General features: G+C 42.0%; 14 protein-coding genes. 8 read left to right on the forward strand and 6 right to left on the reverse strand.

Features of this window, described 5'->3' with window-relative positions:
• Positions 1–689 precede the first annotated feature (689 nt).
• The 3 genes from CDC33_RS30375 to CDC33_RS30385 all read left to right on the forward strand — a co-directional run bounded on the left by CDC33_RS30375 (position 690) and on the right by CDC33_RS30385 (position 2,376).
• Positions 690–1,031 (forward strand): hypothetical protein, encoded by a 342-nt coding sequence (locus tag CDC33_RS30375; RefSeq protein WP_109012085.1) that lies wholly within the window; start codon positions 690–692, stop codon positions 1,029–1,031.
• Positions 1,028–1,453, forward strand: coding sequence for an HNH endonuclease (locus CDC33_RS30380; RefSeq protein ID WP_109012086.1), 426 nt, complete (start codon positions 1,028–1,030; stop codon positions 1,451–1,453). Before CDC33_RS30375 ends, CDC33_RS30380 begins: the two co-directional genes overlap by 4 nt.
• 86 nt (positions 1,454–1,539) lie before the next feature.
• Positions 1,540–2,376 (forward strand): carbohydrate ABC transporter permease, encoded by an 837-nt coding sequence (locus tag CDC33_RS30385; protein WP_109012087.1) that lies wholly within the window; start codon positions 1,540–1,542, stop codon positions 2,374–2,376.
• A gap of 47 nt (positions 2,377–2,423) precedes the next feature.
• Here the strand turns inward: CDC33_RS30385 and CDC33_RS30390 are convergent, their stop codons facing one another.
• Together CDC33_RS30390 and CDC33_RS30395 are read right to left on the reverse strand one after the other, a co-directional pair.
• Positions 2,424–3,077: a sugar transferase gene (locus CDC33_RS30390; protein ID WP_181374177.1), complete on the reverse strand. Its 654-nt coding sequence runs from the start codon at positions 3,075–3,077 to the stop codon at positions 2,424–2,426.
• Between the two features lie 426 nt (positions 3,078–3,503).
• On the reverse strand, positions 3,504–7,475 hold the full coding sequence (locus CDC33_RS30395) for a hypothetical protein (protein WP_109012089.1): 3,972 nt from the start codon (positions 7,473–7,475) through the stop codon (positions 3,504–3,506).
• A 558-nt stretch (positions 7,476–8,033) separates the two neighbouring features.
• On the opposite strand from CDC33_RS30395, the gene CDC33_RS30400 reads away from it, so the two are divergent.
• From CDC33_RS30400 to CDC33_RS30410, 3 genes are all read left to right on the forward strand, one after another.
• On the forward strand, positions 8,034–8,738 hold the full coding sequence (locus CDC33_RS30400) for a Crp/Fnr family transcriptional regulator (protein ID WP_109012090.1): 705 nt from the start codon (positions 8,034–8,036) through the stop codon (positions 8,736–8,738).
• A gap of 12 nt (positions 8,739–8,750) precedes the next feature.
• Positions 8,751–9,491 carry a DUF2232 domain-containing protein gene (locus CDC33_RS30405; protein WP_109012091.1) on the forward strand — a complete coding sequence of 247 codons (741 nt, stop codon included), beginning with the start codon at positions 8,751–8,753 and terminating at the stop codon, positions 9,489–9,491.
• A gap of 78 nt (positions 9,492–9,569) precedes the next feature.
• Entirely contained in the window at positions 9,570–10,778 is a 1,209-nt protein-coding gene (locus CDC33_RS30410; protein ID WP_109012092.1) for a nicotinate-nucleotide--dimethylbenzimidazole phosphoribosyltransferase, read from the forward strand.
• 322 nt (positions 10,779–11,100) lie between these two features.
• Here the strand turns inward: CDC33_RS30410 and CDC33_RS30415 are convergent, their stop codons facing one another.
• The gene (locus CDC33_RS30415) at positions 11,101–11,472 is read right to left on the reverse strand and encodes a hypothetical protein (RefSeq protein ID WP_109012093.1); all 372 of its coding nucleotides are present in this window, start codon (positions 11,470–11,472) and stop codon (positions 11,101–11,103) included.
• A gap of 356 nt (positions 11,473–11,828) precedes the next feature.
• Here CDC33_RS30415 and CDC33_RS30420 point away from each other — a divergent pair, with 356 nt between their 5' ends.
• A complete protein-coding gene (locus tag CDC33_RS30420) occupies positions 11,829–12,989 on the forward strand; it encodes an extracellular solute-binding protein (RefSeq protein WP_181374178.1) in 1,161 nt (386 codons plus the stop codon).
• Positions 12,990–13,206: 217 nt separating this feature from the next.
• Here CDC33_RS30420 and CDC33_RS30425 read toward each other — a convergent pair whose 3' ends face one another.
• Both CDC33_RS30425 and CDC33_RS30430 read right to left on the reverse strand, forming a co-directional pair.
• Positions 13,207–13,734, reverse strand: coding sequence for a hypothetical protein (locus CDC33_RS30425; RefSeq protein WP_109012095.1), 528 nt, complete (start codon positions 13,732–13,734; stop codon positions 13,207–13,209).
• A 47-nt stretch (positions 13,735–13,781) separates the two neighbouring features.
• Positions 13,782–14,558, reverse strand: coding sequence for a class I SAM-dependent methyltransferase (locus tag CDC33_RS30430; protein WP_109012096.1), 777 nt, complete (start codon positions 14,556–14,558; stop codon positions 13,782–13,784).
• A gap of 134 nt (positions 14,559–14,692) precedes the next feature.
• Here CDC33_RS30430 and CDC33_RS30435 point away from each other — a divergent pair, with 134 nt between their 5' ends.
• Positions 14,693–15,604, forward strand: coding sequence for a LysR family transcriptional regulator (locus CDC33_RS30435; protein WP_109012097.1), 912 nt, complete (start codon positions 14,693–14,695; stop codon positions 15,602–15,604).
• Between the two features lie 22 nt (positions 15,605–15,626).
• Here the strand turns inward: CDC33_RS30435 and CDC33_RS30440 are convergent, their stop codons facing one another.
• Positions 15,627–18,251 (reverse strand): U32 family peptidase, encoded by a 2,625-nt coding sequence (locus CDC33_RS30440; RefSeq protein ID WP_109012098.1) that lies wholly within the window; start codon positions 18,249–18,251, stop codon positions 15,627–15,629.
• Positions 18,252–18,441 lie beyond the last annotated feature (190 nt).

Consider the following 18,441-nt stretch of genomic DNA (forward strand, 5'->3'; position numbering starts at 1 on the left):
TAAAACTTGAAATACCAAGATTACCGACTTTTAAAATAAGTTAGTAATCTTGGTTTAATGAATAAATAATTTTATAATTGCTGTAGATTGTTTTTATGAGACTAATCGTTCAAGAATATGATAAATATTTAATTTTTGCAATATAGGACTCATATTTGATTTTTGAACAGAACTCAGTACACCTTTATTCTTTCTTCCCAGTTCCTAGTCCCCAATCCCCAGTCCCTTACCTCTACAAGTGATTCAAAAATCAAATCGGATTGCTATATAATGCCTCTTATAAATTGGGGAAAAACTATGAATAACGATAAGGAACTAACTGAAAAGTTGAATAAAATATTGAATGAATCTGCCGAAAAAAAATCTATTTCTATTATTAAATTTTTAAGATTGAGTAGTTAATTCAAAAGTCGAATCAATTGGAATTTTAAAAAATGCTTTGGGTATTTATCTTTTAGAAACACAAGATATCATTCACAACAGTCAAACATGGAGTGATGTAAAAGAATGAGATGCCAAAATAATGAACGACTTCTTTGATATTCTGGAAGAATTAGGGAATTCAGAAAGTGAAGAGACTTAATTATATTAATATGTAAATAAATTCCATAACAGAATTATGTGAATTTATTTAACCAGATTTTTAATGATAGGTTAGAATAAAATTAACTAAATTCTTAAGTAAAGCCATGTCTGACTCAGTTCAGTATGTCACTAATGCAGAGGGAAAAAAAGTTGGAGTACTGTTAGATTTAGAAACTTATCAACAGCTAACTAACTTATCTGTAGATTCGGAATTATTGATTGGTTTAAATCTAGATGAGTTGCAAGCTTTGGCAGAAAGTTATTTATCTCCCAAAGCTCAGATCCAGTTACAGGAATTGTTAGTTAAAAATTCTGATAATGATTTGTCAGATGACGAAACGGAAACCTTAGACAGATTATTGGCACAGGTTGACCAATTAAATATTCTTAAAACTAGAGCTAGATATACCTTAAATATTTTTCAAAATAAACAGCAACTAGCGTGAGTGTTTACATTCCTGTTGAATTAAAAAAGGAAATTCGTAATTATTTTGCTGATTGTTGTACTTACTGTCGCACAGCTGAAGCTTTAACAGTCACTATCTTTGAATTTGAACATATCATTCCCTTATCTGCTGGAGGGAAAACTGTATTTGAAAATCTATGCTTGGCTTGTCCATCTTGTAATCGTTATAAAGCAACTCGTCAAACAGCAATTGACCCTAATACTCAGAATGAGGTGAAATTATTTAATCCACAACAGCAATTGTGGACAGATCATTTTACTTGGAGTGAAGATGCTACAGAAATTGTAGGACTTACAATCATTGGTAAAGTAACAATTTATACTTTAAAAATGAATCGTCTGCAATTAACTCGTGTGCGGAAAATGTGGGTGAAAATGGGTGAGCATCCACCAAATATTTGAGCAAGTGCAAAATATTGAAAGCAAATTTTAGCGTTATAAAGAAAGTTGTAATAAATATTTAGAGAACTGGGAAAGTTATTAATCAAATGCTGAACTGGAAAAAATCACGATCGCAGATTCTGCTAATGTATGCGCTATTGGGAGCGATCGCACTGGTGATGCTCTTTCCTTTACTGTGGCTAGTTAGTACAGCCTTGAAATCGCCTACAGAAAATATTTTGCAGTCGCCGCCACAGTTATTGCCTGCCTCACCTACACTAGATAACTTCTTTAGTGTGTGGAACTCTTTACCTTTTGGACAATACCTATATAACAGTACTTTGGTGTCAGTGCTGACTGTGGGCTTAAATCTGCTGTTTTGCGCTTTAGCTGCCTATCCGTTGGCAAGATTATCATTTGTCGGGCGAGACTGGATTTTTGTGGCGATCGTCTCTACGATTATGATTCCCTTCCAAATCGTGATGATTCCCCTTTATATTTTGACAGTCCAGTTGGGTTTGAGAAATAGTTATTTAGGGATGATTTTTCCGAGTTTAGCTTCTGCCTTTGGCATTTTTCTGTTGCGTCAAGCTTTTATGAGCGTACCCAAAGAGATAGAAGAAGCGGCTCGAATGGATGGCAGTTCTGAGTTAGGTTTGTGGTGGCATATTATGTTACCAGCAGTTCGCCCAGCATTGGTAACTTTAGCTATTTTTGTATTCATTGGTGCTTGGAGTGACTTTTTGTGGCCTTTAATTGTCATCCAAGATGAGAATTTATACACTCTTCCGTTGGGAGTCGCAAAGCTAGCAGGTACATTTTCCCTTGACTGGCGGTTAGTAGCTGCTGGTTCAGTAATTGCGATCGCCCCAGTATTATTACTATTTTTATTTTTACAACGTTACATTGTACCCACAGAAACTGGTAGCGGCGTCAAGGGTTGAATAAAAAAGTGGAGATGCACGAACCTAGAAAAAAACTAATGACAAATTCAATAAGCTCCAGTCTTCTTCAAAACTACCCCAATAGTTTTAATAATCAGACTCAGGTCATAAGTTACAGACCACTTACGTTGATAGTCTAGATCCATCTTGACAATTGTTTCAAAGTCTGTGATACTGGAACGTCCATTAGCCTGCCATTCTCCAGTAATACCTGGTTTGACTCGCAATCTATCCCAGTGATGTGGATCGTAATTGCTGACTTCATCGGGAGTCGGTGGACGAGTACCAACTAAACTCATGTCTCCTACCAGAACATTCCAAAATTGGGGAAATTCGTCTAAACTAGTACGCCGCAAAAATTTACCCACAGGAGTAATGCGAGGATCGTCAAAAGATTTAAAGATGTGACCTTTGGCTTGGTTTTCAACCAAATGCTTGAGTTTATCAGCATCGACGATCATCGAACGGAATTTCCAGATGCGGAAAGTTTTTCCGTTTAAACCACAGCGAATTTGGGAATAAAATATTGGGCTTGGAGCATCTATAAAAGTAACAATTGCTACAGAAATTGCTACGATAAACGTAATCATCAGCCCCACAATGGCTCCAACAATGTCAATTAATCGTTTTCTCACGCTTAAGGTTGACGGGTGGAAAGGCTGTTGCGAGCAATTAACTGAATAAAGATAAAGATGATTCACAACGACTAAACTTATCTACAACAGGACTTTTTGAATCAGTAGTGTAGACATGAACATAATTATTAAATGATTTCTATTGATTTTGTCAATACTACTGAGTGTTAACATACACAAAAATTAAACAATATAAAAACCGAAAACCTAAAGTTTACAGAATCTTTTAATTAAGGTGGGAATTTATAAAATTATAGTATTTCATCCCATAAGCTAAAATCAGTTCTCAATATGCTTGAGCTTTGTAGCACATATATTATTTGTAGGATAGGTTCATTCGTGATGTAAGTAAAACGGCGTAAATAATTAAAGGTTTGTAGTAAGGACTTTAGTTGTAAAAGAAAGACTGAAGCTCTTACTACGAAATCGATTACAATAATTTTGCATTACTTGAAATAGTTCAATTTATTCGCACCGACTTACTTACTAATGTCAATGATTAACCTCTAAAGCGAAATTTGCTAAGTATACTTCCTCCAGTGATTGCTGATTACTAACCTTAATTGCATCTAGATAGCGACGCAAAGACAACAGTTGTTGGGAATTGGGACGATATGTGAGACTCCCTTGTTTTTCAAAAAGTGGTGCTGTAGCGATCGCCTGATAATCAGGATTTTCTTGCGAACTCTGAGTCAGCCAAGCCGAATCTGTAACTGAAGGTATCAAACCCGAAGGCAGTTCACCTTCCAAAAAAGCTAGCAGGCGTTGCTGACAAGTGCGAGTATTGATCCCACGACCCTCAAATAACTGGATAACTTCACCGAAAGATAGGGATCGGTCTGGTAGCAACCGCAGCAATTCTGTAAATAGGAAATAATCAGTGTATTGTTGTCTGGGTATATCTAATATCTGGGGATGCAGAGGCAGCATCGCTAAACCATGAGCAACCCGGCTGCAATTAGGAGCGCCGTTTTCGCCAAGATATAAATCTTGAATAATCTTAGCACTGGGGAGTTTTTGCCGTAGCCAACGATTCACCGTCCCGACACAAGCCACCCCACCAGTCAGGATAGCTTGATTAATGGATTCTGTGGGAATGCCACGAGCTACCAATAACTTATTGAGTTCTCGGTTCAGGCGACGCACAAACGGGATAAATACCTGGCTTTCTAAATCTCGTCGCTGCAAAATCCACTGCTGATCGGCCAATTCTAAGGTAAAAGACTCTTGGTGTTGCAAAATCAGCTTTAGAGCTAGTGCGGCATCTAATACCGCCTGTCCTAGCAAGGAACTTTCTAGACGCTGCTGGAGGCGAATCCGAGCGGTGATATCTGGCTCTCCGACTCTGGGTAGTTCTAATTCTTCCAACCCTAAACTCTGCCAACGCATTTGGTCTAAACCGGGAATTGACGATTGCCATTGCCAAGGATTATTGGTGATAGTTTTGCCATCGCTTTGTGTTTCTTGGCGTGATTGCCGAGATTTCGGTGGCAATAGCAACTGGCAGATTATATCTTGTTCAATTCCCTTACCAGCATAAGCAAAACTGTGGAGCATGAAATCATTGTATGTCAATTGCTGCAATGTTTCTGGGAGATTGACCAGCAACATTTCTGTGGCAGTTGCCCCAATGTTAATCACAAGGGTATTGCCAACAATGGGATCTTCGCTGGTTTTTGCCGGATGAGAACCCTGATGTTGGCTTAATTTTATTTGCTCACCGTTAGCAGCATCGAGTTCTGGGAGTAAACTAGCGATCGCTTCTTCGACAAAAAAGACTTGCTGCGGATGTTGGATGAGTTTACTGGTGAGTAAAGCTGACCGCACGTTGAAGCGGTATTGTTCCGACCAACTAGATGGACAGGTGCAAATTACACCAGCAATATTATTGATAATTTTGGGGAAATCTTGTTCGCTGATCCCCATAGCAGCAGCCATTAAACTAGGGGTGGTAGAAGTTTTTTCAGATTTGAGGGTTAATAGTAGCTTAGAGAGCGATCGCACAACCCAAATTAAAGGGCCTGCGGAAAATTCATTTAATTGCAAAACAGGTTCCCATTTCTGCCGTTCACTCTTGTAGGGAATGGCTACTTGTAAATAAGGCTTCAACTGCGCCGAGTAGAGATTATTTGTCGTCGCATCTGTTGTTGTCCGTGTTGCAGGAGTGTTAATCTGATCGGGTACTTTATCTTGGGCAACAGCCGCAGGTGCAGTCCGCTCATGTACTTCGATACTTTCGTTTTCTCCGTGGGGTACAGAAGCTGTAGGCAGATAAACCTCTGTTGGTAAACGAAATGATTGCTGAAAAGAAGTTGTTCCCGGCGGATTTTCTGCTGACCAGTAAATAGGATGTACAACAAAAGTAGAGCGATTTAATAATGCCGCAGAAATTCCTGTTGTACCTAAATCAATTCCTAAATACCAGACTGATTCTAGAACATCGAGCGATTCTGGATTGTTGATGGAGTTGGAAATTGGAGGTAAAGAACTTTCTTCAACAGGAGTAGTGATTTCCTTTTCTGGTTTAGTTTCTACCTGGGGAACTGCTGAGGTATTTTCTACTATTTGGAGATTTTCTGTTGACCGCTCAGGGGAAGTTATAGGAATTATGTGTAGATTTTCATCAAGTAGTCCTGAGAAAATATCCAAGTTAGTAGCTGGCTGCGACTCAGAATTTAGCTGTAGATCAAAATTAGCTAAATCCTGATCTAATTGCTGCAACTGTTCTTCATCTAAAGAAATATCAAGTACGGCTGGAGCCTGGTTTGACTCAATACAAAGCAAGTTTTCTTGTGGCGAGGCAGCGATGTAGTCATCTGAAGACAGTTCTGGCTGATTATCGTTAATTAATACTTCCGGTTTGGCGATCGCAGTTTCCGCAATTTCCTTTACTTCGGGAGTAACTGGTGCTGTAGTTGTGCCATTATCCTCAAAAAATGACACTTCCAGTAGTTCCTGCTCATTACCTGTATCAGGCAATAGCTCAGTTAGAGTATTAATTGTATCAGTGCTAGCTGGCTGATTGCCGATCTCCAAGCTGTCAATTGCGGAAACTGATTGTGGAGTAGAGAAACTAACAAGCTCTATATCTGTATCTTCTTCAAAAAATAGTTCTTCGTGTGAATCTGATAATGCTGTAGTTTCTACTGGAGTCTGTTGGGTTGTTTCTGGGTTAACGTTGCCCAGATCAAACAGATCCGCCGTATCTGTTATTACAGCCTCAGAATTCATACTTGGAGGGACAGATGCGCCTTCAGCGATGTTCAACGTTGATTCTGAGGCTGTGGAAACTTCAATACTTGGATTATTAACATTACCAGTACCAAATAAGCTGGCGTAAAGTTGGTCTACTTCATCACCGATTAACGCGGAAATATCTTGCGGTAATTCAGTCTGCTGGGAAGATTGAGACGAGTCTATACCAAGCTGCAACAGCGCTGCATCTAAATCTTCTGTAATGTTAGTATCCTGTTGCTTAGAATCAATTGTAAGTGAAGATGTTTCTGGCTGTATAAGCTCTAAGGGTTGGGGTGCAACTCCAGCAGAAATCTCGGCGGGATCAGTTAATGATGCTGGTGTATCAGATTCGACCTCAAAAAGAGATGGTTGGGAACTAGGGGATTGCTGCTGCAAATCCTGGGTCAAATTGTTGAGAAAGCTGGCCATCAACTGTTCGCCTTGCATCCCCTGACTATGCATTCTTGCCAATGCTTGCGACAGGGACTCGTGATAAGTATTAATGTTACGCTGTAGTGCTTCAAATACTACATTTACAGTCCCATCTAGTGATAATAAACGTTGATCCAACTCCCTGGACAAGTGAGTTAAACGTTCCACAGGGTCTGGTGATTCTAATAACGGTTGAGTTGCAGAGATTCGTGATTCTGAGTTTGCACTATTTGCTCCTGAAGTGGCGGAATTTTCCCGCGTCTGTGCTAGCAGTGGCGTTAAAGTTGGCACAAGACGACTCATGAGTACCTGTAAAAACTCGGTAATCATCTGCTCTTGGTTTGTCAACTGCTGCGCTAAGGAGTAATTTTGCAATCGTCTTTGCTCTAGCTGCCTAATTTCCTGTATGAGAGCGGCGCGTTCTTGCAAGAGCAATTCTAATTCCGATCGCAATGGCTGAATCAAGCTTGAAAACTCACTTTTTAATTGTCCTGCCCCAACACTACTCTGTTCCTGATTGGGTTCGGGCCGGGGTAGTGGAGACTGATTATAACCTTGCTCAATAAATTTTGTTAATAAAGGCGAACGCGATTCTTTAGAAGACTGATTTGGGATGCCGTTCTCTAATGCTTCTTTTTCTTCTAGCCTCACCAAGAAGTTGCGAATTCGTTCTAAAACTTCTTTAGGCTCTTGCGCCTGACCAGACAGAAATCTAGACATCCGCTTGCCACCACTGGCAAGTAAGTTGTCAATGTCTGCGATCAGCTTTTGAATTTCGTCTGCACTGGAAGTCACTTTTATCACCTTACTTAGAGATATATGTCAACTAATGTGACAATTAATTTACAATCAGCGTACTTTATGATATATTGCTACGCGCAACGTCGGTCATAAGAGAAGTTTTGAGTGGCAAAAGCCCCTGCTTGGACTTGTGACTGTCATTATGTTATGGATTACTGCGAGTCGTGGCAATCTTCAGTCAGCCTTTGTGTGGAAGCTTAGTTTTACAGATCATTAAATTGCCTATTTTTGAAAATGGCTAAAATACCTGAGCAATAATTTACTCCCTTTAGTATCATTAATGTTGTTTGCCTATATTGTGAACTAATCAAGTTTGCAGTGCAGCTAGCCCCTAAGCAATACAACCGTCGGCTATAAACTACTTTTTGCAAAACTATTACCTCGTTTAAACTTATAGGTAAAGATTATTTAGAAAAAGGTTGTTGTCGCTTTCTTATGTAGCATAGTTTAGTTTTCTTTTTGAAAGGGAGCTGTGCAATGATAGCTTAGGCTGAAAATGGCGCTCTTGTTTGTTGTGTGTGTATATATAGCCGCTTGAATAAAGATGTCGTAATGGAAGACCGATATAGCTTGCAAGCACAGGCTAATTCCTGGATGATCATGTCGTCGGCTCCCTTTTTTCAAGGGTTGCCAGAAACTGCTGTAGAATCAGCCCTCATCCATCTTGTTACCCGCAATCACCCAGCCAATCAGGTAATTCTGCTGGAAAATGACTGGGGCGGTTCTGTGTATTTTATTCTGGACGGATGGGTAAAAATTCGCACCTACAATCTGGAGGGAAAAGAAGTAACGCTAAATATTCTTGGTAAAGGGGAATTGTTCGGTGAAATGGCGGCGCTAGATGAAGTGCCTCGATCTACAGATGTGATTACCTTGGCCCCAACGGTAATTGGTAGTATGCCTGCTCAGGATTTTGTCAAGTTACTTCAGATAGAACCCTTAGCGGGAGTTCGATTGGCGCAACTAATGGCACGACGTTTGCGGCAAGTAAATCGCCGATTGCGGTTGCGAGAATCTGATAGCCAATCACGGGTAGCGGATACGTTGGTATTTTTGGCAGAAGGACAGGGAAAAAAAGGGCAAACAGGAACCGAAATCCCCAATTTACCTCATCGAGAATTGAGTAGTTTGAGCGGACTGGCGCGGGAAACTGTGACAAGAGTGTTGACAAGGCTAGAAAAAAAAGGCTTGATTAAACGGGATCAAGACACTATTTGTATTCCCGATTTGTCAGCCTTAGAAAGAATGATCGTTTAAAACTTGTCAGATATGAGTATTTTAGATTCTTTACCAGATGAGCCAGAGGAAGATCCATCGCCTAAGCCTCCAACTCTCAACAATCATTGGTTAGACAAAGAACAGCAGTTAATGCCTCCTCAACTCAAAGCTGATGCGCCCTTAAGAATGGTAGAAACAGCGTTTTTAGCAAGTGCCGCTAGCTTGATTTGGTTTATTAATTTCTACTTTCCCTTGGGGCCAGTTTTGCGGATATTTTTTCCGGTACCGATCGCTTTAGTTTATCTGCGTTGGGGCAGGCGTGCGGCATGGATGGCAGCACTCACCTCCGGGTTACTGTTGACGGTACTGATGGGGCCAGCCCGTAGTTTGCTGTTTGTCATGCCCTACGGGTTTATGGGCGTGCTTTTAGGAGCAACGTGGTATCGTCGTCGTATTCCTTGGATTACTTCCATCACCTTGGGTACACTGTTGGGTACTTTGGGGGTCTTTTTTCGGCTGTGGTTGCTGTCTGTTTTGTCAGGTGAAGACCTATGGATTTATGTAATTACCCAGGTGACTGAGTTCATAGAGTGGGTATTTTTTAACTTGAGTTTATTGACGAGTCCCAGTGTGTTTTTAATTCAAGTGGGAGCGATCGCTTTAATTCTACTCAACAACTTTATCTACCTTTTTATAGTACACCTGGCAGCATGGTTGCTTTTTGATCGTCTAGGTAACCCCATTCCTCCTCCACCACGCTGGGTACAAGTCCTCATGGATTATGAAGGATAGTCATTAGTCATTTGTCATTGGTTAAATGAATGAATCCTAACTCATAACCCATGCCCAATTCCCCATGCCCAATGCCCAATGCCCAATTCCCAAATTCGCATTTATACGCAAAAAGAACAGGGTGAAGAATGGCTACGTCGGTATCGTGGCTGTCTACCCGTATTTGCCTGTGTTTTAGGATTTACTGAAACTGGTTTAATTCCAGGGATTTCAGCAGCCGGTCGCACTCCAGAGGATCGGAAATATACTGCTTGTGCCGATGCTGAGTTTTTGTACTATGGCCCAGAACATAAAGCCAAATATCCCTTACCACCATTAGCGGCTGGGGCTTCGCCTGTGCTGATTTCTCGCGCTGTCTTTGAGTCACTAAAGATACCAGTTCATTTGTTTAATGCTGGTTTACCTCAGCCTCCGGCTGTGCCAGTAATTGATTTGGGCGGCACGCCTGCTCGGTGTTTAAGTAGTGGTGCTGCTATGGAAATTACAACTGTACACCACTTGTTTAAACAAGGGCTACTTTGGGGTGAACGCCTTGCTGCCGATAACCAACATAAGTATGTGATTCTCGGTGAGTGCGTCGTTGGAGGCACTACAACTGCCCAAGCAATCTTAACTGGTTTGGGTATAGATGCTGCTGGAAAAGTTAACAGTAGCCACCCTATTTGTAACCACGCGCAAAAGTGGGCACTAGTGCAAGCTGGGCTGGAGAAGATGAGGGGGAGCAGGGAGCAGGGAGCAGGGGGAGCAGGGGGAGAAAATTATTTTATTTTGTCGTCCTCATCCCCTTCATCCTCCCCTGTTAACCCCTTGCAACTCGTCGCTGCTGTGGGTGATCCGATGCAAGTGGTGGTAGCTGGGATGGCGATCGCTGCTAGTCGAAGTTGTGGTGTAATGCTTGCTGGTGGGACGCAAATGCTGGCGGTTTATGCGCTGATAAGTGCGATTGCTCAAACTTACGCCTTATCATGGCAACCAGAAGAAGTAGTTGTAGGCACAACTCGCTGGGTGGCAGAAGATCCTACTGGCGCTACAGTTGACTTAGCCCTCAGCTTAGAAAAAGCCAGCTTAACTCAGAGTGGAAGAACACCTCCCCTATTAGCAACCCATCTAAGCTTTGCTGATTCTCGTTATACCCAACTCAGAGCTTATGAGCAGGGCTTTGTGAAAGAAGGTATGGGTGCTGGAGCCGCTTGCATAGCCGCCCATCTTAGTCAAGATTGGCAGCAACACCAGCTTTTGGCAGCCATTGAAGCCCAACTTGAACGGCTAAGTACAGCATCTCATTAATTCTTAGGGCTAAGTAGTTTGCCGAAATAGTCGTAATAGCCTAGCGGTTGAGTAGGAGCAGGTTGCAAAAGGTCAATCTTAGCGAAAGCTGTCTGACTCGTCATCAACCAATTCGATAACAAGATGCCAAAAAAACCAGGGTTTTTGCTGGATAAAAAAACCGAGTTCTTAATTTTGAATAAAGTCGAGCTAAGAGAGAAAGAGCCACAAAACTTTCCGCTTGTTAGTTGCTATGCAACTTAAACCCCAAAATTAGTTAAACTTAAAAGCTTTACTTCCTTCTCTCTAGCCATTTTTTTAATTAGTAGAACTGAGATTAAATTTAATGAATTCTCTCTCTAAGTAATTGTTCTTCCAAGGCAGCAATGCGATTGTATGCTGCTGTTAATTGCGCTGTCAGTCGTTGTATTTGAATTTCTGGTGTTATGTTATCTCCACCTTGACGATGCATGTCTAGATAAATACCATCTGTCAAGACATCCTTGTGTTCCATTTCTGGATTTAAATTGTTACGTCCTTTGAACTGGTAGCCTCCAGCCGCGCTATTTTCTTGATAATTATCCTTTGCTTGTGTATTCGCTAAAGAACACTCTGAGAAAGCTTGAGCGACTTTACCATCAAGCTTCTCAATCACTTGGCAGAGCGCATCCAGTTTTTCGCTTAAAGTCAGGATTTGCTTCTGTAATGGCTCCATTTAATACCCTCATCCGTACATTTTCTTTATGTTATTCAATTTACTCTCGACCTTAACTATACTTATGGATTATTTAAGTATTGATAATTTTTGGTGCAAATGTAACATTTCAATCATTACTTATAAATATAAGTAAAATTTAACTATAAGTACTAATAAGGAAAATTATGGAGATAATTTAATTTTTAGGTAGCTATTTGCTCAAAAAATCGCTATTTTGATTCAAATAGTCAAAATTATCGGTATTGTCAAGAAAAAATACCTTTAATTTTCTAACTAGATTTTTTCAGTTAGTCAGCCTCTGGTGAATCTCTGCTTAATATTAGGTATAATTAAAAATCTCAAATCCAAAATCAATGGATCGACGATCTTTTTTGCTAGGTACAAGTACATTGGCACTCTCACAACTGCTTTTTGGCTGTGGTGGAAACAACCAGACGCAACTAAAAATACAGTTATTAAAAGGTTCTATACCTGGTCAGGTAGTTAATCAATTCCACAAAGGTTTGCAGCAACAGGTGCAGTTAAAGTTTGCTCCAGTTGAGCAGATACAGGATTTATTTCAGCAATTACAAAATTGGCAGCAGAAACCAAAAGCCACTGATGAGCAGACATGGAGACGCTTTATACCCTTTATGCAAGGTCAAAAAACAGCTGATGCAGACCTAGTGACATTGGGAGATTACTGGCTAAAAGCAGCTATTGAGCAGAAACTGATTCAACCACTCCAAGAGGTACAGGGAAACCAATTAAAACAGTGGTCTGCTTTAGATGAAAGGTGGAAGAAACTGGTAACGCGCAACGACCAAGGTAACTTGGACACTCAAGGAAAGGTCTGGGCTGCGCCTTACAGGTGGGGTAGCACGGTGATTGTTTATAACCGTGACAAATTGCAAAAATTGGGATGGACGCCCAAAGATTGGCGTGATTTGTGGCGAGATGGAATGCAGCAGCGTATTTCCCTACTTAATCAACCGCGAGAAGTTATTGGTCTTGCCTTAAAGAAGTTAGGAAAATCTTACAATATAGAGAATATTGACCAAGTACCAGACTTGGAAAAGGAATTACAGACATTAAACCAACAGGTGAAGTTCTACAGTTCCAATAATTATTTGGAACCTCTAATTATGGGAGACACTTGGCTAGCGGTTGGTTGGTCAAGCGATGTATTGCCAGTTCTGGGACGTTATCCGCAACTTGGCGCAGTTATCCCCCAGTCAGGAACAGCAATCTGGGCAGATTTGTGGGTACGTCCCGCAGGTATTACTACTAAAAGTACTTTATCAGATCAATGGATTGACTTTTGTTGGCAACCAAGCACAGCTAAACAAATTTCGGTGTTGACCAAAAGTAATTCGCCAATTTCTACAAATCTGGTCGCTTCCGATATCCAAGAAGCATTATGGAGTATTTTACAGAGCAATCGTCAAGTTTTTGATAAAAGCGAATTTTTGCTTCCCTTACCCCCATCAGCAATAAAACAATACGAGTCTTTATTTGCCAAAATTAAGGTTTAATTGGGAATTGGGCAGTGGGCATTGGGCAGTGGGCATTGGGCATTGGGCATTGAAATTTTCCCATGTCCCTCATCTCCTCTAATTCCTAACTTTTGACTAAGTAGAACATCTGGAAAAACCAAACTATGTTAACAAAGGTAAAGTAAACTAAAACCTTCTTCCCTACTGGCTCCTGCCTCCTGCCTGAACCTGATGAGAAATATTCACACCGACCTACTTAGAGTAAACGCTGTAACCCTATCTTGCTCTTAACAGTCGTTTGGATACTGCATAAAGCTGGACTTGTATTAAAGTTGCAAGTGTAGGTTGCTAGGGGTTCTTTTTGATAATTAAATACCCGGACATTGTAACCAAAGTTCCGTGCACTGCTACCCAAGCGATTTACGAAGTCGTAGCGCTCTACATAGTCTAGTAAGCTCCAAATTTGCTGATTCACGATTAAGTCTACTCGTGCGGGTTCTTTTTCAGAACCTGGATATGCTATCCAATTATCCAATAGCTTTCTTTCAGAATTTTGTTGTGCCCACCATAAACTGGGGACGGTCAATCCTTTTGGGTTTATGGTGTTGGCTGTGATCACATAGTCTTTTGGCTTTGTCAATAAGTCTAGTTCCAGAGGCGCACTAGAAGGCGACGGTATTGAGGGGGTTTGTGCTAGTGAGGGCGGGACTAGTAAAGTGGTGAGGCTAATGGTTAGTAATAATGAAAGTAATCTCTGGCGATCGCACAATTTAGGTATATGCATAGCTGATACTAATTTGTAATTAAGGCATTAGTAAAAATTCGCATAATTTAAACTTTGATGGCAACGATGCGAATTCTTCGATAGTCTGCTGTCCAAGTTCCTTTTTGATACAGCGTTGGCTTGAGATATTCCTCCACGACGCGAATTACTTGTATTTGTTGCTCACTAGACAGTCCTGCTAAAAAAGGACTAGCAAACATCTCAATCCAGTTGGCCATTCCTGCTTCTCCTTCTGCTAAAGGAGTTGGACGCGCAAAAAGCATGGCATGAATAACATCGAAGCCTTGCTGTTCTAGTAGGGTGGCGTACTCGCCAATACTAGGAAAATACCAAGGATTTAGGGCTTGTGTGGGGATATTAATTGCTTCTAAGGCGCTTTCTAAAGCTGTGGCGATCGCTTGCACATTTCCTTTACCACCAAATTCTGCCACAAAACGGCCTCCGGGTTTTAAAGATTGATGGATGGAAGCGATCGCACTATCTGCTTCTTTCACCCAATGTAGTACAGCGTTGGAAAACACAGCATCCAATGGCTTATCTACTTGAAAGTTCCTAGCATCAGCAACATTAAAGCGGATATGGGGATAGTTTTCTCTGGCTTTTTCGATCATCGCGGGTGCAAAATCAACTCCCATGACTTCAGCACCAGCTTGGGCAATTTTTTCTGTGAGTTGTCCCGTACCACAGCCAAGATCCAAAATGGATTCTCCTGGCTGAGGGTTGAGGAATTTTAGTAAGTCCTCACCATACTGCCAGACAAAGCCGTGTTTATCTTGGTAAAGAGCAGCATTCCAAGAATTTTTAGGTATTGAAAGATTATTCATAAGTAGTGAAATTACAGTGTGTTGATTTGCCGATTCATCACCGCCTAATTATCACAGTAGAAAATATTTTTAACTATGTCCAATATATATTTTCACCTTAACTAATATTTTAAAGATATGAGTTTAGGTAACAGATGGAACTACGACATTTGCGCTACTTTGTCACCTTGGCCGAAGAATTGCACTTTGGACGGGCGGCGGAACGATTACACATTGCCCAACCTCCCCTAAGTCAACAAATTCGGCAGCTAGAGGGAGAATTGGGTTTTGAACTGTTTCATCGCACGAAACGAAAAGTACAGTTAACAGAAGCGGGGCAAGTGTTTCTGAGTGAAGTGCAGCAAATTATCAGGCAATTACAACAGGCAATCCAAGTCGGGCGGCAAACCAGTCGCGGCGAAATTGGACAGTTGGTGGTCGGCTTTGTCAGTTCTGCGGCGTATAATATTTTGCCTATTATTTTGCGAACTTTTCGTAGTTACGTTCCTGGTGTGAACATCGAGTTGCATGAACTGACTACAGATCAACAGTTAGAGTGGTTACGAGAGGGTCGAATGGATGTAGGATTATTGCGTCCACCTATTGAAGAAAATAGATTTAACTGCGAAACAATTTTTCAAGAGTCGCTGATGGTGGCACTACCTGAAGCACATTTGCTAGCGAGTCAATCTAATGTATGTTTGACATCCCTTGCCAATGAACCGTTTATTTTATTTCCCAGGATATTAGCACCAGGACTTTACGACTTAATCATTAGTCTTTGCCAGCAAGCAGGCTTTAGTCCTAAGGTTGCCCAAGAAGCTATCCAGATGCAAACTATTGTTAGCTTAGTAGCAGCTGAGATGGGTGTGGCGATCGTCCCAGCATCTTTGCAAAATTTGCAACGGATTGGGGTGGTTTATAAAACTTTACAAGAACCTATCCCAAAAGTAGCGTTCGTTGCAGACGTTGGCGCAGCCATCGCAATGATTTGGCGAAACAATGAGACATCCCCAACTGTGTTGAAGCTTGTAGAAATAGTTAAACAAGCTGCCCAGCAGTGGTGAATAGGGCAGCTTGCAATAATTATTATCGCAATGCAGACACTCCCATAGGGCCACGAGTTACACCCAATTGATTTTGCAGTTTCAACTCGCGCCAGAGTTGAGAACCTGTAATCTCACCTTGCAGTAGTTGAGTATAACAATGTATTGTTTTATTCACTTGTTCTGGTGTTTCATTGACAAACTCAATGCGAAACTGACGTAATCCTAGTTCTATGAGACGCTGTACGTACTCGGCTCCGGTTTGAGCAGTGCCGTTAAATACAGTATTGCGACAACCTACATCTGCTTTGAGGACGTGTTCGCTACCAATGCGATCGCGCAATTTCACTTCCTGCTTTTCACAAGGTCGTCCACAGTTAGTGTAGTCTGTACCTGTAGATAGAAAGGCACAAAATACACAATGTTCCATGTGAAACATCGGCATGTGTTGATGGATTGTCACCTCAAACCACTGGGGTGGGCAACTGGTGAGCAGGTCTTGTAGTTGGGTAATATTCAGGTCATAGGATGCCGTCAGCCTTTCTAAACCAAAGTGTTGCTGAAAGTAGTCTGCTGTTAGGGGGTTGGCAACATTGAGCGAAAAATCTCCAATACAACGATCTTGAGCAAAGAATTGCAATTGGTCATAGTTGCGTATTAGATAGCCATCTGCTTCTGAAGCACGTACTTGCTGCAAAATCCAATTTTCCCCCGGTTTGGTAATTCGGGGAGGTGCGACCCATATTGTGGGGAGTGGGGAGACGCGATTAATCGCGTCTGTACAGGAGTTAGGAGTTAGGAGTGAAGAATTGTCTGCTTTGTTTTTTTGCTGTTGTTGGCGCACCATTTGAACGGCTTCTCGGTAGGCGCGGGGGTCTTCAAATTCACAGTATAGGATTTCAATACCAGCTTTCAGGGCAGCTTGGAGTTGCTTGAGGTTTCGTACTAAGACGATGAGTGAGGGAGATGTAGCTTTTGCTTCCCGCAGGGTGGGAGATGAGGAGGGTAGTAAGTCTTGGAAAGAGACGTCAGAACGTAATTGCCAGCGTTTGGGTTGACTTCGCAATTCTTCCAACTTTGCTACGATTTCCCGCCGCATCCGGTTCAATTCACTGACGGGCAACATAAAAGTACCACTGAGGTAGTTAGTTAGCGTTCCTAAACAGAAAGGTGTGTTACCGAGACGACCGAATTGTTCTTGTAAACGGTCTGCATCTAAGGGTTTGGTGTGTGCCTCCACTAGTACAATTGCAGACTCTACTTGGACAATATTACCGAGTCGATCGCGGGCGATCGCAATCAAGGCCTGACCAACTTCTCCATAAACCTCCAAGTCAATCGGACGTTGAAATTGGGGATTTTCGCCTGCAAAACTCTGCCGCAGTTGCTTATCGAGTTCTGGATCGCTGGTTTTCCAAATGCGATCGCCTATATGCACTCGGCGCAAGTTCAAGTCATTTCGCCCAAATGTCAGCATGGTTTCTTTACCTTTGGACACCACAGCATAAACCCGGCCGCCTTCTTCCTTCGCTTCTGGATGACCGCAGTCAAATACAATTCCATCTCCCGGTTTTACAGGCGCTTCCAGTTTTACTGTTACCTGTTCGTTGTGAATGCGGCTGACTTCACCCAAATAAACCCCACGTTTTTTACCAAAGCGGGCATGAACTAGTTCCTGATTATTAATCCCGCCAAACCAACCCGTGTAGAGTCCGCGAGAAAATGCCATTTCTAAGTTGTAGTGTTCTTGATCTGATTGACCTCTCCCCCAGCCCCTCTCCATAACGGGGGTTAGAGGGTTAGGTCTTTCTAATTCCGCCATTACTCCATCCAAAGCTTGCCGATAAACACGGGTGACATTAGCAACATACTCTGGGGCTTTCAAACGACCTTCAATCTTGAGACAAGTTACTCCTGATTTGACCAAATCTGGCAAAACATCTAACCCTGCTAGGTCTTGAGGACTAAGTAAATATTTGCGATCGCCTAAATTCACAACTTCGCCATTAGCGATTAAATCGTAGGGCATCCGGCAAGCTTGGGCACATTCACCTCGGTTAGCAGAACGTCCGCCTAAAGCCTCGCTAGTCAAACACTGACCAGAATACGCCACACACAAAGCACCGTGAACAAAGACTTCCAAGGGCAACGAAGTTTCCTGTTGGGCAATCTGCTGCTGAATTTTATTGATTTCCTGAAGAGAACATTCACGCGCCAGCACCACCAATTGACAGCCGAGGGACTTGGCAAATTCCACTCCAGCTGCACTAGTGATCGTCATTTGGGTGGAAGCATGGATGGGAAAATCGGGCGACAGGTGACGGATGAGACGGCATACACCAATATCTTGAACAATCACCGCATCCACACCTGCGGCAATAATTGTGCGGAGATATTGCTGCGCTTCTGCTAGTTCTTTGGGAAATATTAGTGTGTTGACAGTGACATAACCCTTTACGCCGCGACGGTGCAGAAATGTCATCAATTGGGGTAAGTCCGCCTCAGTAAAATTTTGTGCCCGCATTCTGGCGTTGAAGCGATCCAAACCGAAGTAAATCGCATCTGCCCCATTTTCCACAGCAGCTTTAGCACAGTCCCAGTTACCTGCTGGCGCGAGTAGTTCGGGACGTTGAAGGGAGGTTTGGGAGAAAGGGCGATCGCTTTTCATCAGATTTAGGGAGGGTTAACTAGCACCATAGTGATTTTATCGAAGTTATTAGGGGATGGTGCGTTTTGCCGCAGGCATCGCTATCGCCACGCTAATGTTTTAGTTCACCTGGAGGTGATGAAAAAATGATCCTGGGTTCAAATATTGTGTGTACATTGTCCACTAACATCAGTTATGCTGTAGATAGAGA

This window comes from Nostoc commune NIES-4072 (assembly GCF_003113895.1).
Lineage (GTDB): Bacteria > Cyanobacteriota > Cyanobacteriia > Cyanobacteriales > Nostocaceae > Nostoc > Nostoc commune.